Consider the following 20,246-nt stretch of genomic DNA (forward strand, 5'->3'; position numbering starts at 1 on the left):
GGCGCCGGGTGATCGGTGCCGCGCTGTTCCTGCGCCGGCCCGAGCGCAACGCCTTCGAGCAGGACGACCTGCTGGTGGCCGCCCAGCTCGCCACGTACAGCGCCCTCGGCATCGACAAGGCCGTGCTGTACGGACGCGAGGCCTACATCGCGGACGAGTTGCAGCGCACCATGCTGCCCGAGACGCTGCCCCGCCCCACGGGCGTGCGGCTGGCCTCCCGCTACCTGCCGGCCGCGGAGACGGCCCGGGTCGGCGGCGACTGGTACGACGCGATCCCGCTGCCCGGCAGCCGGGTCGCCCTGGTCGTCGGTGACGTCATGGGCCACTCCATGACCTCGGCCGCCATCATGGGCCAGCTGCGCACCACCGCCCAGACCCTCGCCGGGCTCGACCTGCCGCCGCAGGAGGTCCTGCACCACCTCGACGAGCAGGCCCAGCGCCTCGGCGTGGACCGCATGGCGACCTGCCTGTACGCGGTGTACGACCCGGTATCGCACCGCATCACCATCGCCAACGCCGGCCATCCGCCGCCCGTCCTGCTCCACCTGGGCGGCCGCGCCGAGGTGCTGCGCGTCCCGGCCGGAGCCCCCATCGGGGTCGGCGGCGTCGACTTCGAGGCGGTCGAGCTGGACGCGCCCGCCGGCGCGACCCTGCTCCTCTACACCGACGGCCTGGTCGAGTCCCGGCTCCGGGACGTGTGGACCGGCATCGAGCAACTGCGGGAGAAGCTCGCCGCGGTCGCGCAGCTCACCGGGCCGGACCATCCGCCGCCCCTGGAAGCGCTGTGCGACGAGGTGCTCGACATGCTCGGCCCGGGCGACCGGGACGACGACATCGCGCTGCTCGCCGCCCGCTTCGACGGCATCGCGCCCAACGACGTGGCGTACTGGTTCCTTGAGCCGGAGGACGCAGCCCCCGGCCGCGCCCGCCGCCTGGCCCGCCGCGCGCTGCAGCGATGGGGCATGGAAGAGCTCAGCGACTCCGTCGAGCTGCTGGTGAGCGAGGTCGTCACCAACGCCGTGCGGTACGCCTCCCGGCCGGTCACCCTGCGCCTGCTGCGCACCGACGTGCTGCGCTGCGAGGTCGGCGACGACGTGCCGCAACTGCCCCGCCTGCGCCAGGCCCGCGCCACCGACGAGGGCGGACGCGGCCTGTACCTGGTGAACCGCCTGGCCCGCCGCTGGGGCGCGACCCGGCTCAGCACGGGCAAGGTGGTGTGGTTCGAGCTCAACCGCGGCTGAGAGGCCACCCGGGCCTCACCGCCCGGCATGCGGCGCCCGGCCTGTGCCGGGCTCCGCATTCCTTCCTGGACGGGGGCCTTCCGAACCGCGGGTCGATGTGCGGCGGAGCAGGACACCGCGATGGCGACCGGGCAGGACGTGCCGGGGCGCAGTTCGGCGGCAGGTACGTCCGCCACGAAGGACCCGCGCCGGGTCCTTCTCCAGCCGCTCCGGGAAGACGCCCTCGGCGGTGATGGACGAGTCCGGTGACCCTCGTGAAGATCGACCTGAACCAGCCGATGGACGACGGCGCAGGAGCCTCACGCGTTGCGGACTGCGATCCACCGCCGGCGTGAAGGGGCTTTCGGTGCTCGCCGAAAGCCCCCTCTGGCCGAAGTCCTACTGCGCGCCCGGATCCAATGGATTTCCGGTAGGACGGTCGAAGGGCGGTGTCGTCGTCGGAGCCGTCGGCTCCGTCGTCGTCGGTGGTGGTGTCGTCGTCGGAGTCGGCGGGGGTGAGCTGGACGGCGCCGTGGTGGTCGGTGGAGCGGATGTCGGCGCCTTGGTGGTCGGTTCCTGCGTCGGCGTCCGGGTCGGCTGCTGGGTGACAGTCGGCGTCCTGGTCGGCTTGACCGCGGCGCCCTGCGTGGTGTCCAGGTCGAACCTGCTGACCTTCTCCATCACACCGAAGGTGTACGCCGCCCAGATCTCAGCGGGGAAACCGCCGCCGTTGACGCGGGGCTCGCCACCCGCCTTGTACATCGGCACCTGCGCGTAGGTCTTCGCGTCCTCCCCGAACAGTCCGACCGAGGTCACCAAGTCCGGCGTGTAGCCGGTGAACCAGGCCGATTTGTTGTCGTCGGACGTACCCGTCTTGCCCGCTACCTGCTGGCCGTCGCGCTCGGGATTGTTCCGCACGGACGCCTGGGCCGTACCGTCGTCGACCACGCCCGTCAGCACCGACGTCACCGTGTCCGCGGCCTCGCGGCTGATGACCTGGTCACCGATCGCGTCGGGCGTGGTGACGTTGAGTTTCAGGTGCTCAGCGGACTTCACGAGGGCCGGAGTCACCTTCCTGCCGTGGTTGTTGAGGGTCGCGTACACGCCGGCCATCTCCAGAGGGCTGGCGCCCATGGTGCCCAGTGTTTGTGCGGGCACCGCCTGCAGACCCTTGGTGTCCATCCCGAGTCGCCCCGCCGTCTTGAGCACCTCGGGCATGCCGACATCGACTCCCATCTGCGCGAAGACGGAGTTGACGGACTTGTTCATCGCCGTCTGGACGGTGATCTCCCCGTAGTTCCGGTCGTCCTCGTTCTCGGGGGCGAACCCGACCTTGGCGCCGTTGTCCACGACCGGACGTCTGCTGGTGCCGTCGTACATCGTGTTCGCCCTGATCGGCGTGCCGTCCTGCGTCTCGGCCTGCTCCTCCAGGGCCGCAGCCAGGATCACCGGCTTGAAGGTCGAGGCGGGCTGATAGTCGGTGCGGGTCGCGTTGTTCCTGAAGTGCTTGAAGTAGTCCACCCCGCCGTACATCGCCAGGACCGCACCCGTCTTCGGGTCGACGGACACGGCACCGGCCTGGACATCCGCGTCCACCTGGCGCTTCTTCGGGTCGAGCTTGCTGGTCAACTGGGTCTTGACGGACTTCTCCAGCGCCGCCTGCTTCTTCTTGTCGATGTTGAGCGTGATGGTCCAGCCGCCCTGATTGACCATCGCTTCAGCCTGCTTCGCGTCCTCGGCGGTGCCCTCGGCGATCAGCTGCTGCTCCAGAGCCGCGTTGGCGGCCTTCACCAGATAACCGGTCTGGCCGCCCATGGTCGGGTCGGCCTTCGGCTCCTTGGGTGTCGGGAACTTCAGGGCCTCGCGCTCGGCCTTGCCCAGCCAGCCTTCCTGCACCATGTTGTCCAGGACGTAGTTCCAGCGGGCCTTCACCAGCCGCTTACCGGTGTCGGAGGCGATGGCCCAGTCGTACTGGTTCGGTGCCTGGAGGAGCGCGGCGAGGTAGGCGCCCTGTTCGACCTTGAGGTCCTTGGCATCCACGTGATAGTAGGCCTGCGCGGCGGCCTGGATGCCGTAGGCGCCTCGGCCGTAGTAGCTGGTGTTGATGTAGCCGGCCAGGATGTAGTCCTTGGACTTCTCCCGGTCCAGCTTCAGCGAGATGACCAGTTCCTTCAGCTTGCGCGAGACGGTCTGTTCCTGCGTCAGGTAGTAGTTCTTGACGTACTGCTGGGTGATGGTGGAACCACCCTGGGCACCCTTGCCGGTGACCGTGTTGAACAGACCGCGGGCGGTACCCTTCAGGTCGACGCCGGCGTCCTTGTAGAAGGTCTTGTTCTCGGCGGCGACGAAAGTCTTCTGGACGGGCTTGGGGACCTCGCCCAGGTCCACGATCTCGCGGTTGCGATCGCCGGCGCGAGCCAGGAGGGCGCCGTCGCTGTACTTGTAGACGTTGCTCTGCCACTCGGCGTCGGCGTTTCCCTTCGGGATCCCGATCATCATGTACAGCACGATGAAGGCGCCCATGCCCAGCAGGCACACGCCGAAGAAGGCGCCGAGGATCTTCTTCCAGGTGAAGAGCCGGCGTATGCCGCTCTTGCCGGCCGCGCCCGACGAACGGCGGCGCCTGGGAGCCGCCCGGCGCCCACCGCGCTGTCGGGCGCGTCTCTCTTCCGCTCGTCCCATGGGTCCGATCCGCTCCGCTTCGTTCATGTGTGCTCACAGGTCACACAGGTTCGCCGCCAGGTCAGCTCAGAAAGCTAACACCGGGAGATAAGAGATAGGACTGCCGATCCGACTCTTTGCGGACGTGACAATCAGCACCCATCCCACCGGAACCGACGTACGAGACACCCGCAGGGTTGCCAGGAGGGCAGAAAGTGATATCACTTAGATAGAGAGAAGCTATGCGAGAGCGGCTTCACGGAAGAAACGGGGGACCACCCATGCCCACACACGACACGCAGGTCACCGCCGACGTGCCCGAGATGCCGGCGCCACGCGTGCGGGAGTTCACCGCGCAGAGCATCGGCGGCGGGCTCGCCCTGCTGCTCGGCCTGCTCGGTCTGCTGGCCGGCGCCGGGCTGATCGCGGCCGCCACGTCGGTGGACGCGACCGGCGCGAAGGCCGCGCTGATCATCGGCGGCATCCTGGTCGCGCTCGCAGCGTTCCTCGCCATGTGCGGGCTGAACATGGTCGCGCCGGGCGAGGCCCGCGTCGTCCAGCTCTTCGGCCGCTACCGCGGGACGATCCGGCAGGACGGCCTGCGCTGGGTGAACCCCTTCACCTCGCGCACCAAGATCTCGACGCGCGTCCGTAACCACGAGACCGCCGTCCTGAAGGTCAACGACGCCTACGGCAACCCGATCGAGCTCGCCGCGGTCGTGGTGTGGCGCGTCGAGGACACCGCCCAGGCCACCTTCGAGGTGGACGACTACATCGAGTTCGTCTCCACCCAGACCGAGGCGGCCGTGCGGCACATCGCCATCGAGTACCCCTACGACGCCCACGAGGAGGACGGCCTGTCACTGCGCGGCAACGCCGAGGAGATCACCGAGAAGCTCGCCGTCGAACTGCACGCGCGCGTGGAGGCGGCCGGCGTGCAGATCATCGAGTCCCGCTTCACCCACCTCGCGTACGCCCCCGAGATCGCCTCGGCGATGCTCCAGCGGCAGCAGGCCGGAGCGGTGGTCGCGGCGCGGCGGCAGATCGTGGACGGAGCGGTGGGGATGGTCGAGGCCGCGATCGCCCGGATCACCGAGCGGGACATCGTGGAGCTGGACTCCGAGCGCAAGGCGGCGATGGTCTCCAACCTCATGGTCGTGCTGTGCGGTGACCGCGCCGCGCAGCCGGTCCTCAACACCGGGTCCCTCTACCAGTGACAACCCCTTCCGAAGGCCCGAGCCCGCAGCGCCGGCCGCAGCAGCAGCGCAAGCAGGTGCTGCTGCGGCTGGACCCGGCGGTGTACGAGGCGCTCGCGCGGTGGGCCGGGGACGAACTGCGGTCGGCCAACGCGCAGATCGAGTTCCTGTTGCGCCGGGCACTGGCGGAGGCGGGGCGGTTGCCCCGGGAGACCGGGCCGCTGCCGCGCCGCGGGCGACCGCCCGGGGGCTCCGCCTCCGAGCCACCGTCGGCCTGAACCACCGGTCGGCTGTTACGGAACCGTGACAACGGACCCCCCACCTGCACCGCCGTACCGCCCACCACGATCTGCAGCCCAGGCGTATACATGCCGCGTATACACCCCGTGTACAGTCCTCGTCATGTCCATCGGTCACACTCTCCTGGGGCTCCTGGAGTCCGGCCCGCGGCACGGTTACGACCTGAAGCGCGCCTTCGACGAGAAGTTCGGTCACGACCGGCCGCTCCACTACGGCCAGGTCTACTCGACGATGTCCCGCCTGCTGAAGAACGGCCTCGTCGAGGTCGACGGCATCGAGGCGGGCGGCGGGCCCGAGCGCAAGCGGTACGCGATCACCGAGGCCGGCATCACCGACGTCGAGCGCTGGCTCGCCACGCCCGAGAAGCCGGAGCCGTACCTCCAGTCGACCCTCTACACCAAGATCGTCCTCGCGCTGCTCACCCACCGCGACGCCGCCGACATCCTCGACACCCAGCGCTCGGAGCACCTGCGCAGCATGCGGATCCTCACCGACCGCAAGCGCAAGGGCGACCTGGCCGACCAGCTCATCTGCGACCACGCCCTGTTCCACCTGGAGGCCGACCTGCGCTGGCTGGAACTGACCGCGGCGCGTCTGGGCAAGCTCCGTGAGGCGGTGACCCGGTGACCGTTCCCGCTGGTTCGCTCCTCACCGCCCAGGGCCTGCGCAAGGCGTACGGGCCGACGACGGCGCTCGACGGCGCCGAGTTCTCCATCCACCCGGGCGAGGTCGTCGCCGTGATGGGCCCCTCGGGGTCGGGCAAGTCGACGCTGCTGCACTGTCTCGCCGGGATCGTCATGCCCGACTCGGGCTCGATCAGGTACCACGGGCGCGAGGTGACCTCCATGAGTGACGCGGAGCGCAGTGCGCTGCGGCGTTCCGAGTTCGGGTTCGTGTTCCAGTTCGGGCAGCTGGTGCCGGAGCTCACCTGCGTGGAGAACGTCGCGCTCCCGCTGCGCCTGGGCGGGTCGTCCCGCAGGGAGGCCGAGCGGACCGCGCTGGCCTGGATGGAACGGCTGGAGGTCGACGACCTGCGCAAGAAACGGCCCGGCGAGGTGTCCGGCGGCCAGGGGCAGCGGGTCGCCGTCGCCCGCGCGCTGGTCACCGACCCGCGGGTGGTCTTCGCCGACGAGCCGACCGGCGCGCTCGACTCGTTCAACGGCGAGCGCGTGATGGAGCTGCTCACGGACGCCGCCCGGTCCGCCGGCGCGGCCGTGGTGCTCGTCACGCACGAGGCCCGGGTGGCCGCGTACTCCGACCGCGAGATCGTCGTACGGGACGGCAGGTCCCGGGACATGGAGCGCGTCGGATGAGTGGGCCGCAGTGGGCCCGGGATCTGGCGATGGGGGTCCGGTTCGCCTTCGCGGGCGGGCGCGAGGGGTGGACCCGGGCACTGCTGACGGCCGTCGGCGTCGGGCTCGGCGTGGCACTTCTGCTGCTCACCACCGCGATCCCGAACGCGTTGGCGGAGCGGGACCGGCGGGAGGAGGCGCGCAGCGACCACACCTTCACCCAGCAGGAGATACCCAAGGCCGACGACACTCTGGTCATCCTGGACACGGACACCACGTTCCGCGGCCGGGACGTCCGCGGGCGCCTGCTGGAGGCGGACGGGCCGAAGGCTCCGCTGCCGCCGGGGGTTTCGGCGTTCCCGGCGGACGGCGACATGGTCGTCTCCCCCGCGCTGGAGGAACTGCTCGCCTCCGACGACGGGAAACTGCTGCGGGAGCGGCTGCCCTACCGGATCACGGGCACCATCGACGAGCAGGGGCTCGTCGGCTCCCAGGAACTCGCGTACTTCGCGGGCGGCAAGAGGCTCGCGGACCGGCTCGACGAGGCCAGCGGGGCCCGGATCGACAGCTTCGGCAACCCCGACCCGGCGCCGTCCGCCCCCTGGGATCCCGTGCTGCTCCTGCTGGTCCTGGTCGTCTTCGTGGTGCTGCTGATGCCGGTCGCCGTGTTCATCGCCGCGGCCGTACGGTTCGGCGGCGAGCGGCGCGACCGCAGGCTGGCGGCGCTGCGACTGGTGGGCTCCGACAGCCGGATGACCCGGCGGGTCGCCGCCGGCGAGGCGCTCGCCGGCTCCGTCCTCGGACTCGTCCTCGGCACCGGGTTCTTCCTGCTCGGACGTCAGCTGGCCGCCTCCTTCGAGGTGTTCCGCGTCAGCGTCTTCCCGAGCTATCTCAATCCCGCTCCGCTACTGGCCGGGCTGGTGGCGCTGACTGTGCCGACGGCGGCGGTGCTGGTGACGCTCTTCGCGCTGCGCGGGGTGGTCATCGAGCCGCTCGGCGTGGTGCGCACGGCCAGGCCCGCGCCGCGTCGGCTGTGGTGGCGGCTGCTGCTGCCGCTGGGCGGGCTTGCCCTGCTCTTCCCGATGGTCGGGCAGGGCAACGACGACGGAGCCTTCAACCAGTACCTCGTCGTCGTCGGCGTCATGCTCCTGCTCGTCGGGGTCACGGCCCTGCTGCCCTGGGTCGTCGACATGGTCGTCGCCCGGCTCGGCTCCGGCGGGGTCGCCTGGCAACTGGCCGTGCGCAGGCTCCAGCTGAGCAGTGGCGCGGCGGCCCGCATGGTCAACGGCATCGCGGTGGCGGTGGCCGGGGCGATCGCGCTGCAGATGCTGCTCGCCGGGGTGGACGGCGTCTACACCGCGGCCTCGCGGTACGACGTCTCACGTGGCCAGATGCAGGTGCACGTGCCGGATGACGCCGAACTCGCCTCCGTTGCCGCCGAGTTCCGCGACACCGAGGGCGTCCGCAAGGTCACCGCCCTCGCCGAGACCTATGTCACGGGCGGGCGCGACGACGCGGACACCTTCGTCAAGGTCACCGTCGGTGACTGCGCCGCACTGCGTGAGGTGGCCACGCTGCCCTCCTGCCGCGACGGCGACGTCTTCGCCGTCCACGGCGCGGAGGACGACACCGACACGGCCGAGGTGGCCCAGCCGGGCCGCAAGGTGTGGTTCGACGGCGTGAACGCGGACCGGCCCGGGAAGCACTACTCCTGGACCCTGCCGCAGGGCATCCGGCAGGCCGAGCCTCGCGAGGACCCGACCGGCACCGAGCGCGGCGGCATCCTCGTCACGCCGGGCGCGCCGCTCGCGTCTCTCGCGCGACTCGCGCAGAAGGAGCTCTATCTGAGCCTCGACTCCGGTGTGCCGGACGCCGAAGAGTACGTGCGCAACACGGCGGCGCGTGTCGCCCCCCTGGCCGACCCCATGGTCTGGCAGGCCGTCGAGCGCAACGACCGTTACGCCACCATCCGCACCGGCCTGTCCGTCGGCGCCGCCTGCGTACTGGCGCTGATCGGGGCGAGTCTGCTGGTCTCGCAGCTGGAGCAGCTGCGCGAACGGCGCAAGCTGCTGTCGTCGCTGGTCGCCTTCGGCACCCGGCGCCGCACCCTCGGCCTGTCGGTGCTGTGGCAGACGGCGGTCCCGATCGGGCTCGGCCTGCTGCTCGCCGCGGCGGTCGGCATGGCCCTGGGCGCGGTCCTGCTGCGGATGGTGAACCTGTCGGTCCGGGTGGACTGGCCGAGCGTGCTGTCGCTGACCGGCACCGGCGCGGCCGTCGTACTCGTGGTGACGCTGCTGAGCATGCCGCCGCTGCTGAGGATGATGCGGCCGGACGGTCTGCGCACGGAGTAGGAGCCGCGGGCGCTCTTTGAGCGTCGAGCCGTCAGGCGTCCCGGTCCAGGACCCGTACGGGCAACGGCCGCAGGGCCACCCTCAGCGCCGTCGCCAGCTCCTCGTACTCCGCGCCGCGCGCGGCCCCCGTCCGCATCGCCAGGGCGATCCGGCGGGTGGGGGCCGGGTCGGCGAAGTACCCGGTGAGGAGCTGGTTGCTGCGGGAGGTCTCGACCTTGAGGGCGGTGCGCGGCAGCAGCGTGACACCGAGGCCGCCCGCGACGAGCTGTACCAGCGTGGACAGTCCGGCGGCGGTAGTGGTGACCGGCACGTCCTCGCGGCCCGCCTCCCGGCAGATGTCGAGAGCCTGGTCGCGCAGGCAGTGCCCCTCGTCCAGCAGCAGCAGGTTCAGCTCGCGCAGCGCCTCTCGCTCAATGCCCTCGCGTCCGCCCAGCTCGTGGTCGAGCGGCGTGACCAGCACGAAGTCCTCGTCGAACAACGGCACTTCGCTCACGCCCGGCACGCCCAGCGGCACGGCGAGCAGCAGCAGGTCCAGCCGGCCGCTGGTCAGGCCGTCGAGCAGGTTGGCGGTCTGCTCCTCGTGCACCTGGAGGTCGAGGTGCGGATACCGTTCGTGGACGAGACGCAGGACCGTGGGCAGCAGGTAGGGCGCCACCGTCGGGATCACCCCGAGCCGCAGCACCCCGGTGAAGGGGGCCCGGACCGCCTCGGCCTCCTCCATGAGCGCGCCCACCTCGGCCAGCACCGCCTTGGCCCGTACGGCGATCCGCTCGCCGGCGGGTGAGAGCAGCACCTTGCGCGTCGTACGCTCGAGGAGAGTCACTCCGAGTGTTTCCTCCAGGGCCGAGACGGCACCCGAGAGGGCGGGCTGGCTCATGCCGATCGCCGCGGCGGCGTCCCGGAAGTGCAGGTGCTCGGCGACGGCCGCGAAGGCCCGCAGCTGGGCGAGGCTGGGCTGCCTGCGCTTACTCCCCACAGTCACTGATAACCACCTCCGATCAACTCGACCGAGTGTAGCTATTTCCATAATCAATCGACGTTGTGCCAACATCAACTACGTCCAACCCATGGGAAACGCCCGCAATCCGGGAGTTTCTTCGCTGCAAGGAGAATGTGTGCTCACCGTCGGTGACAAGTTCCCCGAGTTCGACCTGACCGCCTGCGTCTCGCTGGAGAAGGGCAAGGAGTTCCAGCAGATCAACCACAAGACCTACGAGGGTCAGTGGAAGGTCATCTTCGCGTGGCCCAAGGACTTCACCTTCGTGTGCCCGACCGAGATCGCCGCCTTCGGCAAGCTGAACGACGAGTTCGCCGACCGCGACGCGCAGGTCCTCGGCTTCTCCGGCGACTCCGAGTTCGTCCACCACGCCTGGCGCAAGGACCACGACGACCTGCGTGACCTGCCGTTCCCGATGATGGCCGACTCCAAGCACGAGCTGATGCGCGACCTCGGCATCGAGGGCGAGGACGGCTTCGCCAAGCGCGCGGTGTTCATCGTGGACCAGAACAACGAGATCCAGTTCTCGATGGTGACCGCGGGTTCCGTCGGCCGTAACCCGAAGGAGGTCCTGCGGGTCCTCGACGCGCTCCAGACGGACGAGCTCTGCCCGTGCAACTGGTCGAAGGGCGACGAGACCCTCGACCCGGTCGCGCTGCTCGCCGGAGAGTGATCTGACATGTCCCTCGACGCACTCAAGTCCGCGATACCTGACTACGCCAAGGACCTGAAGCTCAACCTGGGTTCGGTCATCGGCAACTCCGACCTGCCGGCCCAGCAGCTGTGGGGCACCGTGCTGGCGACCGCCATCGCCTCGCGCTCCCCGATCGTGCTGCGCGAGCTGGAGCCCGAGGCCAAGGCGAACCTGTCGCCGGAGGCGTACACGGCCGCCAAGGCCGCAGCCGCGGTGATGGCGATGAACAACGTCTTCTACCGCACGCGTCACCTCCTGTCGGACCACGAGTACGGCACCCTGCGCGCGGGCCTGCGGATGAACGTCATCGGCAACCCGGGGGTCGACAAGGTCGACTTCGAGCTGTGGTCCTTCGCCGTCTCCGCCATCAACGGCTGCGGCATGTGCCTCGACTCCCACGAGCAGGTCCTCCGCAAGGCCGGCCTCGACCGCGAGGTCATCCAGGAGGCGTTCAAGATCGCGTCCGTGATCCAGGCGGTCGGCGTGACGCTGGACGCCGAGGCGGTCCTGTCCGAGTAACCCTCGGCCGCACGCCTCGCATCGCAGGGCCCCGCCCACCTGACCGGTGGGCGGGGCCCTGCTGTTCGCCTTTCGTCCGGGGCGGAGCCTCCCCTGGGAGCCGGGCTACTCCGGCGGCGCCTCGTGCTCACGCTCCGCCTTCACCGCCGTGGCACCACGCGGCCGCACGGCGTGACGCAACGCCGACTCCCGCGAGTACGCCCGCAGATATCCGGCGACCGTGTTCGTCACGGCCACCAACGGCACAGCCACGACCGCACCCCCGATCCCGGCCACCATCCCCCCCGCGGCCACCGCCAGCACCACCGCCAGCGGATGCACCCGCACCGCCCGCCCCAGGATGAACGGCTGCAGGATGTGCCCCTCGATCTGCTGCACCGCCAGCACCACCACCAGCGTCATGACAGCCGTGAACACCCCCTGTGTGACCAGTGCGACGACCACCGCCAGCGCCCCGGACACCACCGCACCCACCAGCGGGATGAACGCGCCCAGGAAGATGAACACCGCGAGCGGCACCGCCATCGGCACATCGAGGAAGTAGATCCCGAGCCCGATGAAGATCGCGTCGATCATGGCGACGATCACCGTGCCCCGCACATACGCCGTCAGCGTCCGCCATGCCGCCGGCCCGGCCCCGGCCACGCCCGGCCGTGCCGCCGCCGGCACCAGCTTCAGCGTCCACTGCCAGATCCGCTTGCCGTCGTAGAGCAGGAAAAGCGTGCAGAAGACGGCCAGCAGGATCCCGGTCAGCGTCTCGACGACGACCGTCACGCCCTCGAGTCCCGCCGAGGTGATCTGGTCGCTGTTCGCCCCGACCGCCTCCCGCAGGTTCTTGGCGATCTCGTTGATCTGCTTGTCGGTGACGTGGAAGGGGCTGTTCAGCAGCCAGTTCCGCAACTCGTCGATGCCGTCCTGGATCTGGCCCGACAGGTCGTCGATGTTCTCCATGACCTGCCAGGTGACGAACCAGCCGATGAGGCCCATGACGACGAATCCGAGGACCGCCGTCAGCGCGGTGGCCGGCCCGCGCGGCACCCCGTGCCGCCGCAGTCGCGCCACGGTCGGCTGCAGCAGTGCCGTGATGAGCAGCGCGATCACGAACGACAACACCACGAGCTGGACGGCGCTGATGACGCGCATCAGCACCCACAGCGTGCCGGCGAGGACGAGCAGCCGCCAGCCGGCCTCCGCCGCGACCCGTACCCCCCACGGCACGGCGAGCGCGGGATCGGACCGGGCCGGAACGTCAGGCGCGTAGTCCGGGGGCGGCGGCACGTATTCGTCGCCCTGCGGCTCGGGGGCGTCCCGCTCCCGTTCGGCCTCGGCGCGGCGTTCGTTGTACCGCTCGCTCATCTCCGTCAGCCCGGCGCCGAGCCGGCCGAGCCACCCTGGCACTCGCGACATGATCCGTCCTCTTCCCCCGTCTGTCCGCACCACTCCCCCCGGGAGTCGTCCGCGTCCGACCGTACATGGCGCGAGCCCCGCACCGGACTACGGTGCGGGGCTCGCGCGAAGGATGAGAACGGCCCGGGGGCCGGTCGGCTCAGTACCAGTTGTTGGCCTGCCAGAACGACCAGGCGTCACAGGGACTGCCGTAGCGGTCGTTCATGTAGTTCAGGCCCCACTTGATCTGGGTGGCCGGGTTGGTCCGCCAGTCGGCGCCGACGGAGGACATCTTGGAACCGGGCAGCGCCTGGAACATGCCGTAGGCCCCGGAGGAGGGGTTGACCGCCTTGTAGTTCCAGTCGGACTCGTGGTCCACGATGTTGCTGAAGCACTGGAACTGACCCGCCGGCACCATCTGCCGCGCCATCGCCTGGATCTGCGCGATGGAGTAGGAGGTCGCGACGGGGAAGTCGGAGATGTCCTTGGAGCGGCTGGCGGCGGCCTTCTCGGCCTCCGCGCGCTCCTTGGCTGCCTTCTCGGCCTTCTCGGCCTTCTCCGCGGCTGCCTTCTTGGCGATGGCCGTCTCGGCGGCGGCCTTGCGGGCGGCCTCCTCGGCGTCCTTCTTCGCGGTCACGTCCGCGGCGATGGCCTGTGCGTCGGCCTGCTGCGTCAGGGACGCGGTCTGCACCTGGGCCTGCTGGCCCGCGGGGATGTCCGCGAGCAGCGTGGCGCCGTTTGCCATCGCTTCCGCGTCGTTGTTCTGCGCGGTGCTGCCCGAGGCAACGCCGACGACGCTTCCGACAGCGGTGACCGCTGTGGCCGAGGCCACTGCGAATCCCCGGACCGAGATCCGGCTCACACGGTTTCCTTCCAGCATCGCCCGCTTCGGTGACCCTCGCGGACGCAATCGTGCCCCTGGCACTGGCCTCCCCAACTGCGGGGTCACGGGAGGCGCGGGCCCGGTGGGCAACTCCCTCGAGGGAGTGCCGCGTAATGCTCGGGCGGCATACGACATCGCTATGCAGTTGGCGCTGTGGCTGATCGTGGTGCCGTACCGCTGGGGGTACAGGTGTGTCGTATGCGGGGCCTGACAGGAGTGAGACTCTGCCGTAACACGGCGGGGCAAGGCAATTCCGAGTCGCGTGTGAAAGCTCACATCCCGTTTGCCGCTGGAGCTTCACAGAAACACCCACACACGACGGCGCCGCCCGGCTAGGCTCTTCGCCTTTCCGGGCGGCGCCAACTGGTGCGCCATCGTCCGCTTGGTGCAGGGTGGTCAGATCTGCCCGTCTTCGAGCATTTCGGTCACAAGGGCGGCGATCTGGGACCTCTCGGACCGGGTGAGGGTGACGTGCGCGAAGAGCGGATGGCCCTTCAGCTTCTCGACGACGGCGACGACACCGTCGTAGCGACCGACCCTCAAGTTGTCCCGCTGGGCCACGTCATGGGTGAGAACCACCCGTGAATTGGCTCCGATCCGGGACAGAACGGTAAGAAGTACGTTCCTTTCCAGCGACTGGGCCTCGTCCACGATGACGAACGCGTCGTGCAGCGAGCGGCCGCGGATGTGGGTGAGCGGCAGGACCTCCAGCATCCCGCGCGCGGTGACCTCCTCGATGACCTCGCGGGACGTGACCGCCGAGAGGGTGTCGAAGACCGCCTGCGCCCAGGGGCTCATCTTCTCGGCCTCGGAGCCCGGCAGATAGCCCAGCTCCTGCCCGCCCACCGCGTACAGCGGGCGGAAGACCATCACCTTCTGGTGCTGACGGCGCTCCAGCACCGCCTCCAGACCCGCGCACAGCGCGAGCGCCGACTTGCCGGTGCCGGCGCGGCCACCCATCGACACGATCCCGATGTCCGGGTCGAGCAGCAGGTCCAGCGCGATCCGCTGCTCGGCGCTGCGGCCCTTGATGCCGAACGCCTCACGGTCCCCGCGTACGACACGGATGCCGCCCTCGGGTGTGACCCGCCCGAGCGCCTTGCCGCGCTCCGACTGGATCGTCAGGCCCGTGTGCACCGGCAGGTCGGCGGCCTCGGGGACGTGGACGTGGCCCTCCTCGAAGAGGATGTCCACCTGCTCGCCCGGCAGGGTCAGTTCGGACATTCCGGTCCAGCCGGAGGAGTCCGTGATGGCGAGCTCCGCGCGGTACTCCTCGGCGAGGAGTCCGACGGAGGACGCCTTGATCCTGAGCGGGAGGTCCTTCGACACGACGGTGACGTCGAACCCCTCGGCCTGCAGGTTGCGGGCGACCGCGAGGATACGGGAGTCGTTGTCCCCCAGGCGGTAGCCGCTGGGCAGCACGCTGGGGTCCGAGTGATTGAGCTCGACACGAACGGTTCCGCCGAGGTCCCCGGTGGGGAGGGGGGCGTCGAGGCGGCCGTACCGCACCCGGAGGTCGTCGAGCAGACGCAGGGCCTGCCGGGCGAAGTAGCCGAGTTCGGGATGGTTCCGCTTGGCCTCCAGTTCCGTCACCACGACGATGGGAAGCACGACCTCGTGCTCGTCGAAGCGGCTCAGGGCGTTCGGGTCGGCCAGCAGGACGCTGGTGTCGAGAACATAGGTGCGCCGGTCGGGCTTGTGGCGCTTTGTGCTGGTCACCACGGAAGGACGTACCCCCTCGGATGAGGTCGGGGAGCGACGGTATGGAGCTGGACCGGTCGTCGGCCGCCCTGCGCGGGCCGAGAACCGGCCCTCCGCCTCTTCGTCCGTGCTGTGACCGCACGATCGGGCTGGTGCAAAGGGCCTCCCGGGCGGACGGCCCCATGCCGTCCGCTGAGATCCGACACCCGTGGTTCGGGCGTCGACCTGACTGGGTTATGCCCTCGAACGAGCGTCGCCATGCCACGGCATATGACGGCGTACCGGTGAACTCCGCGTTACATCCGTCCGCGATGGGGTACGGGGAGGTGTTGCGACCTGCGCCTCAGCCGCCGTAGCGCCGGTGGCGGGCGGCGTAGTCGCGCATGGCGCGCAGGAAGTCGACCTTGCGGAAGGCCGGCCAGAACACGTCACAGAAGTAGTACTCGGAGTGCGCGGTCTGCCAGAGCATGAATCCGGACAGCCGCTGCTCGCCACTGGTGCGGATCACCAGGTCCGGGTCGGGCTGGTCGCTGGTGTAGAGGTGACGCCCGATCATGTCGATGTCGACGGCCTCGGCGAGCTCCTCCATCGAGGTGCCCTTGTCCTGGGCGTCGAGCAGCATCGAGCGCACGGCGTCGGCGATCTCCTGGCGGCCGCCGTAGCCGATGGCGACGTTGACCAGTATCCCGTCGACGTGCGCGGTGGTCTCCTCGGCCTCCTTGAGGACCGTCTGCATCCCGGAGGGCAGCAGGTCGGGCGTGCCCACGTGGTGCACGCGCCAGCGGCCGTCCGCGGCCAGGGTGCGCACGACGTCCTCGATGATGCCGAGCAGCGGGCCGAGTTCGTTTCGCGGCCGGTCGAAGTTGTCCGTGGACAGCAGCCAGAGGGTGACGACCTCGACGTCGGTCTCGGTGCACCAGCCGAGGAACTCCTCGATCTTCTCGGCTCCGGCCCGGTGTCCGTGGACGGTGCTGGAACCGGCGGCCTTCGCCCAGCGCCGGTTGCCGTCCATGATGACGCCGATGTGCTTGGGCACCTGAGCGTGGTCCAGGTGGCCTTCCACCCGGCGTGCGTACAGCCTGACCAGCAGGCCACGCAGCTTGTCGCGCAGGTTCACGTGATTGTCAGCCCCTCCGTACGGATCGGACGGGCCGCGGCGAGCGGCCCGGTCGTGGCCGCGGGCGGTCCCCGCCCGTGTGGCAGTCCCCGGAGGGGAAGCCTACCCCCGCTGCCGCCCAGGGCGGCCCACGGGTGCGGAACGAATGGTTCCGGCCGCTGGTTCGAGTGGCTCCGGCGGGCACAAAAAACGGGCCGGTCCGTGGGGGGGATACGGACCGGCCCGAGGGGGGGTTTCCACCATAACCCTTTGTAAGTGATGCTGCGTGCATCGGCGTGCCACAACTACTCTCCGGAGCCGCCCGACAACGTGGCGGTGCCCGCGGAAGCCGGCGTTCAGATCTTGCTCCTGGCCGAAATACGGCCCCTACGCAGGGCAGATGGGGTGCCCTCGGGCGGGATCCGGAGGATGTGCGTCATTTTGGTTACCTTGGGCCGATCGGGTGACTTGCCCCGGCATCCCCCCGAAGGGTGACTCGTCCGCGAGTGCCCGATTGGCCCCGGAGCGACCCTGACGGGCCGCACCGGCGGCTCCACGGGGGTTCTGGCACCGCGCAGCCCCCTCCTCTGCGCGGTACCGCCCGCGCAGCTTTGCTCACGCGAATTACCTTGGTCCGAACCTACGCGAAGGGCGGCACGTAGGCCAGCCGCAGGCGATAACAATGTGAAAACTCTCGCCGGAAGATGCGCAAGTGGAGTGAGTGAAAGGAGTGATCCGGGGCCTTGAGACCTGGGTGGGGGGTGAGGTGGCCCCCTCGGACCGCACGCCTGATCACGCGCCGGGCGTGGGTGTGCCCGGCTTGCGGGCGTCGAAGAGGTGCCGGGTGCTGTGGGCGACGAAGGGGCCCTCGGCCAGGATCCGCTCGTGCAGCGCCCGGAGTTGCGGCTCGTAGGCCTCGACGGTGAAGCCGGGGACCATCCACACCACCTTGCGCAGGAAGTGCACGACCGCGCCGATGTCGTGGAACTCCACGCGCAGCCGTTCCGCACGCAGATCGGCGACCTCGAGCCCGGCGGCCTCGGCGTCGGCGCGCTCACGGTCGGGACGGCGGCCGTCGCGCACGTCGTCCGGCTGGGGCCCGAGGAAGTACTCGACGAGCTCGAAGACGCTGCGCGGCCCCACGTGCTGCGCGAAGTACGTCCCTCCGGGCCGCAGGACCCGGGCGATCTCCTCCCAGTGCGGGCGGACGGGGTGACGGCTCACGACCACATCGAAGGCGCCGTCGGCGAAAGGCAGCGGGTCGTCCTCGGCAGCGGCGACGACGGCGACGCCGCGTGGACGCAGCAGGACGGACGCCTTCGCCACGTTCGGCGGCCAGCCCTCGGTGGCGACAGCGACCAGCGGCCGCTTCGAAGCCCGCGAGAGGGCGAAGTCCAGCACCTCCCCGCCGCCGGTCTGCACATCGAGCACCGCGTCCGCCCGGCCCAGCCGCTCAGCCATCGACACGGCGTACCCCCACGAGGGCCGGGCCTCCGTCGCCCGGCCCTCGAACCAGGAGAAGTCCCAGCCTTCCGTGGGGGCGGCGGCGGCTTCGGCGACGAGGGCTTCGAAGGTGGGGAGCACGGTCCGAGGCTCTGTCATAGGGGGATTTTGGCAGGGCGGTGGGTGGGGACGCTCAGTATTTCTCGGTCAGGAGGGCGGGAGTGGCGCGTATACGGCGTGGAGGGTCGGGGCGTCACGCGCCCGCCTCGCCGCCTTGCGTGAGGACGAGCGGGACGTGCTCGTCCTCGCCGTGGCGGACGGTGTCGGTCCGGCGGAAGCCGTGCTTCCCGAGGAGACGCACGGAGCCGGTGTTCTCGCCGTGGGGTCGGCGTGGAGAGGCCGGTTCGGCTCCCGTTCCAGGAGGAGGGCCGGGGCCCGGCTGCCGGTGCCGCGCCCCGGTACGGGCGTCCGAGCCGGTACCCGATGAAGCGGAGGTCCCCGTCCCACCAGGCGACGACGCTGCCGGCGACATCCCCGCTCCACCGTCGCGGTCTGCGCGAAGCAGGTGTCGTCCCCGAGAACGTCGGCCTTCCGGTGCCGCAGGACAGCGTCGCGCGGCCGAGGCGTGAACCTCGACCGCCTGACGGCCTCCGGGTCGCGCTCGTGGGCCGGGAAGAACTCCAGGTCGGCTTCCCCAACGTCGCGCAGGCGTGCGGCACCCCGTCGTCATCGCTCCCGCCCGGCGTGTGGCAGCCACCGCGGACAACCGGCCTCAGGGAAGCGAACGGGCCCTCTCAGGGAACCAGGGGACGCACTTCCTCCGCCACGAACCGCACGAATCCCTCCGGGTCGGGCTCGTCCCCCGTCGGCTGCAGCACGACGGTGTCGGCCCCGGCCTCGACCAGCCGCTCGACGGTCTTGGCGACGGCTCCCGCGTCTCCGGCGACACCGAGGTCCGGCACGGAGTCGACGCCCTCGGCGACCAGTTCGGCACGCAGCCGGGCCTCGGCGTCGGGCCCGGTGGCCGTGAGGAGGTAGACGACCACGGGGTGCGGCTCTCCACCGCGCCCGGCTGCCGCCCGCCCCTCGGCGATGAGCCGCCGGGCCTCCCGTACACCATCGGCGTTGGTGGAGGCGGTGAGGATGGTCCCGTCGGCCGCCTCGCCGGTGAGCCGCAGCGAACGCGGCCCGGTGGCGCCGGCCAGTACGCCGCCGGCCCCGCGGCCCTCCGGCGGCCAGTCGAGGGCGACGTCATCGAGCTTGACGTACCGCCCCTCGGTGGTCACCCGCTGCCCGCCCAAGAGAGCGCGCAGGGCGACGAGATGCTCCCGCAACAACGTCACCGGCGACTCGGCCCGCGCCCCCACCTGCCCCATCCAGTCCTGCACCCCGTGCCCCACACCGACGATGGCCCGTCCCGGGAACATCCGGTGCAGCGAGGCGATCTCCATGGCGGTGACGGCCACGTTCCGCAACGGCACGGGCAACAGCCCGACCCCGACCCGCACACGCTCGGTCCAGGCGAGGGCAGCGGCGGCGGTGGAGATCCCGCCCTCTCTGAAGCAGTCCTCCCAGAGCCAGAGCTCTTCGAGGCCTGCCTCGTCGGCGAGCTGCGCTACAGAGCGCAGCCGTTCGGGGGCGAGTTGGGGGCGGAAGACAGCGCCGAGTCCGGTCATGCCGGCCTTCCTACCCGGTCCGGGAGGCGAGGGACAAGGCATTTTGCGCTCATCGAGACGGCCATGCCTCGCGGTCCGGGGCGGGAGGCAGGCGTAGATCGGGGGCCAGTGCCCAGGAAACTTCATGGGGAGTGTTCGGGTGGGCGTTCACGCATCCGGGGAACGTGTGGCGTCCGCGGTGGTCCTCGCATGGGCCCGTGGGCCGATGCGAGGCCTGCCGGGCCGCAGATACGTTCGGGGTCGGGGAGCTGTTGGCAGTGGCACGGTCGGAGGGGGCCCGGATGGGGCGGCGCTGGCGGGACGGACGTGGGGAACTGGTCGTGCACGGGGGTGGTGAGGGGGCGCCTGTCCGTGTCCCGTTGGAGATCGCCACCTCCTATCGGGCCCGTACGAGGGGGTTGTTGGGGCGCAATTCCATCGACGGAGCGATCCTGCTCTCCCCCGCCGGCAGCGTCCACACCTTTCGTATGCGCATGCCGATCGACGTTGCCTATCTGGATCGCCGTCTGCGCGTCATCGCTGTGCGCACCATGCGGCCGGGGCGGCTGGGGATGCCTCGGCTGCGTGCCCGGCATGTGCTGGAGGCGGGGGCCGGGGTGATGAGCGAGTGGGGGCTGCGGGAGAAGGCGCGGGTGGAGGTCGTGGTGGTGGAGGGTTAGGCGGCTGGGGACGGCACTTGGGGGATGTGTGTCTCCTTGCCGCCCCTGCGGCGGTCGGATCTGGGGGGTCTGGTGGCCGACGTGCCGTTCTCAATGAAGCGACTCACCAGGCACAACGGGACTCGCGGAGCAGTATCGGCCACCGGCTGGAGAGTGACCGCGGGCGCCGTGG

Annotated in this window: 17 protein-coding genes and 1 pseudogene; 9 read left to right on the forward strand and 9 right to left on the reverse strand. The window is 70.4% G+C overall.

The features are described from left to right. Window positions 1-1,241, forward strand: a 1,241-nt coding sequence (locus tag ACWD1U_RS33940; protein ID WP_451113206.1) for a SpoIIE family protein phosphatase, incomplete at its 5' end; no start/stop codon positions are given. 378 nt (window positions 1,242-1,619) lie between these two features. Here the strand turns inward: ACWD1U_RS33940 and ACWD1U_RS33945 are convergent. Then, window positions 1,620-3,902, reverse strand: coding sequence for a transglycosylase domain-containing protein (locus ACWD1U_RS33945; RefSeq protein ID WP_451113207.1), 2,283 nt, complete (start codon window positions 3,900-3,902; stop codon window positions 1,620-1,622). Between the two features lie 260 nt (window positions 3,903-4,162). Between ACWD1U_RS33945 and ACWD1U_RS33950 the strand changes: the two genes are divergently transcribed. The 5 genes from ACWD1U_RS33950 (at window position 4,163) to ACWD1U_RS33970 (ending at window position 9,020) form a co-directional block, all read left to right on the forward strand. Beyond that, window positions 4,163-5,098: an SPFH domain-containing protein gene (locus ACWD1U_RS33950; protein WP_451113208.1), complete on the forward strand. Its 936-nt coding sequence runs from the start codon at window positions 4,163-4,165 to the stop codon at window positions 5,096-5,098. Then, window positions 5,095-5,355 (forward strand): hypothetical protein, encoded by a 261-nt coding sequence (locus ACWD1U_RS33955; RefSeq protein WP_451113209.1) that lies wholly within the window; start codon window positions 5,095-5,097, stop codon window positions 5,353-5,355. The genes ACWD1U_RS33950 and ACWD1U_RS33955 overlap by 4 nt, the downstream gene beginning before the upstream one ends. A gap of 124 nt (window positions 5,356-5,479) precedes the next feature. Next, window positions 5,480-6,004: a PadR family transcriptional regulator gene (locus ACWD1U_RS33960; protein ID WP_451113210.1), complete on the forward strand. Its 525-nt coding sequence runs from the start codon at window positions 5,480-5,482 to the stop codon at window positions 6,002-6,004. Continuing rightward, window positions 6,001-6,690 (forward strand): ABC transporter ATP-binding protein, encoded by a 690-nt coding sequence (locus tag ACWD1U_RS33965; RefSeq protein ID WP_451113211.1) that lies wholly within the window; start codon window positions 6,001-6,003, stop codon window positions 6,688-6,690. The genes ACWD1U_RS33960 and ACWD1U_RS33965 overlap by 4 nt, the downstream gene beginning before the upstream one ends. Next, window positions 6,687-9,020, forward strand: a complete 2,334-nt coding sequence (locus tag ACWD1U_RS33970; protein ID WP_451113212.1) for an ABC transporter permease — start codon at window positions 6,687-6,689, stop codon at window positions 9,018-9,020. Before ACWD1U_RS33965 ends, ACWD1U_RS33970 begins: the two co-directional genes overlap by 4 nt. A gap of 31 nt (window positions 9,021-9,051) precedes the next feature. Here ACWD1U_RS33970 and ACWD1U_RS33975 read toward each other — a convergent pair whose 3' ends face one another. Beyond that, on the reverse strand, window positions 9,052-9,996 hold the full coding sequence (locus tag ACWD1U_RS33975; protein ID WP_451113277.1) for a LysR substrate-binding domain-containing protein: 945 nt from the start codon (window positions 9,994-9,996) through the stop codon (window positions 9,052-9,054). A gap of 139 nt (window positions 9,997-10,135) precedes the next feature. On the opposite strand from ACWD1U_RS33975, the gene ACWD1U_RS33980 reads away from it, so the two are divergent. Together ACWD1U_RS33980 and ACWD1U_RS33985 are read left to right on the forward strand one after the other, a co-directional pair. Next, entirely contained in the window at window positions 10,136-10,690 is a 555-nt protein-coding gene (locus ACWD1U_RS33980) for a peroxiredoxin (RefSeq protein WP_020276563.1), read from the forward strand. Between the two features lie 6 nt (window positions 10,691-10,696). Further along, window positions 10,697-11,230 carry an alkyl hydroperoxide reductase gene (locus ACWD1U_RS33985; protein WP_451113213.1) on the forward strand — a complete coding sequence of 178 codons (534 nt, stop codon included), beginning with the start codon at window positions 10,697-10,699 and terminating at the stop codon, window positions 11,228-11,230. Between the two features lie 105 nt (window positions 11,231-11,335). On the opposite strand, the gene ACWD1U_RS33990 is transcribed toward ACWD1U_RS33985, so the two are convergent. The 7 genes and pseudogenes from ACWD1U_RS33990 to ACWD1U_RS34020 form a co-directional block, all read right to left on the reverse strand. Continuing rightward, window positions 11,336-12,637, reverse strand: coding sequence for an AI-2E family transporter (locus ACWD1U_RS33990; protein ID WP_451113214.1), 1,302 nt, complete (start codon window positions 12,635-12,637; stop codon window positions 11,336-11,338). A 139-nt stretch (window positions 12,638-12,776) separates the two neighbouring features. Further along, complete coding sequence (locus tag ACWD1U_RS33995) at window positions 12,777-13,478, reverse strand: aggregation-promoting factor C-terminal-like domain-containing protein (RefSeq protein WP_451113215.1); 702 nt, start codon at window positions 13,476-13,478, stop codon at window positions 12,777-12,779. A 417-nt stretch (window positions 13,479-13,895) separates the two neighbouring features. After that, entirely contained in the window at window positions 13,896-15,221 is a 1,326-nt protein-coding gene (locus ACWD1U_RS34000; RefSeq protein ID WP_451113216.1) for a PhoH family protein, read from the reverse strand. A gap of 322 nt (window positions 15,222-15,543) precedes the next feature. Further along, complete coding sequence (locus ACWD1U_RS34005; RefSeq protein WP_451113217.1) at window positions 15,544-16,317, reverse strand: isoprenyl transferase; 774 nt, start codon at window positions 16,315-16,317, stop codon at window positions 15,544-15,546. A 771-nt stretch (window positions 16,318-17,088) separates the two neighbouring features. Then, entirely contained in the window at window positions 17,089-17,898 is an 810-nt protein-coding gene (locus tag ACWD1U_RS34010; RefSeq protein WP_451113218.1) for a class I SAM-dependent methyltransferase, read from the reverse strand. A 94-nt stretch (window positions 17,899-17,992) separates the two neighbouring features. Further along, a pseudogene (locus tag ACWD1U_RS34015) lies at window positions 17,993-18,447 on the reverse strand (GNAT family N-acetyltransferase). 86 nt (window positions 18,448-18,533) lie between these two features. Continuing rightward, entirely contained in the window at window positions 18,534-19,415 is an 882-nt protein-coding gene (locus ACWD1U_RS34020; RefSeq protein WP_451113219.1) for an LLM class flavin-dependent oxidoreductase, read from the reverse strand. Between the two features lie 281 nt (window positions 19,416-19,696). Here ACWD1U_RS34020 and ACWD1U_RS34025 point away from each other — a divergent pair, with 281 nt between their 5' ends. Further along, window positions 19,697-20,074: a DUF192 domain-containing protein gene (locus ACWD1U_RS34025; RefSeq protein ID WP_451113278.1), complete on the forward strand. Its 378-nt coding sequence runs from the start codon at window positions 19,697-19,699 to the stop codon at window positions 20,072-20,074. The last annotated feature ends 172 nt before the right edge of the window (window positions 20,075-20,246 follow it).

The organism is Streptomyces sp. NPDC002788 (assembly GCF_053592115.1).

What these genes read in the sequence shown, in the direction of transcription:
- ACWD1U_RS33945 (WP_451113207.1), bottom strand. Translation starts at nt 3,902, where the DNA reads ATGGGACGAGCGGAAGAGAGACGCGCCCGACAGCGCGGTGGGCGCCGG.
- ACWD1U_RS33950 (WP_451113208.1), top strand. Translation starts at nt 4,163, where the DNA reads ATGCCCACACACGACACGCAGGTCACCGCCGACGTGCCCGAGATGCCG.
- ACWD1U_RS33960 (WP_451113210.1), top strand. Translation starts at nt 5,480, where the DNA reads ATGTCCATCGGTCACACTCTCCTGGGGCTCCTGGAGTCCGGCCCGCGG.
- ACWD1U_RS33970 (WP_451113212.1), top strand. Translation starts at nt 6,687, where the DNA reads ATGAGTGGGCCGCAGTGGGCCCGGGATCTGGCGATGGGGGTCCGGTTC.
- ACWD1U_RS33985 (WP_451113213.1), top strand. Translation starts at nt 10,697, where the DNA reads ATGTCCCTCGACGCACTCAAGTCCGCGATACCTGACTACGCCAAGGAC.
- ACWD1U_RS33990 (WP_451113214.1), bottom strand. Translation starts at nt 12,637, where the DNA reads ATGTCGCGAGTGCCAGGGTGGCTCGGCCGGCTCGGCGCCGGGCTGACG.
- ACWD1U_RS34010 (WP_451113218.1), bottom strand. Translation starts at nt 17,898, where the DNA reads ATGACAGAGCCTCGGACCGTGCTCCCCACCTTCGAAGCCCTCGTCGCC.
- ACWD1U_RS34020 (WP_451113219.1), bottom strand. Translation starts at nt 19,415, where the DNA reads ATGACCGGACTCGGCGCTGTCTTCCGCCCCCAACTCGCCCCCGAACGG.
- ACWD1U_RS34025 (WP_451113278.1), top strand. Translation starts at nt 19,697, where the DNA reads ATGGGGCGGCGCTGGCGGGACGGACGTGGGGAACTGGTCGTGCACGGG.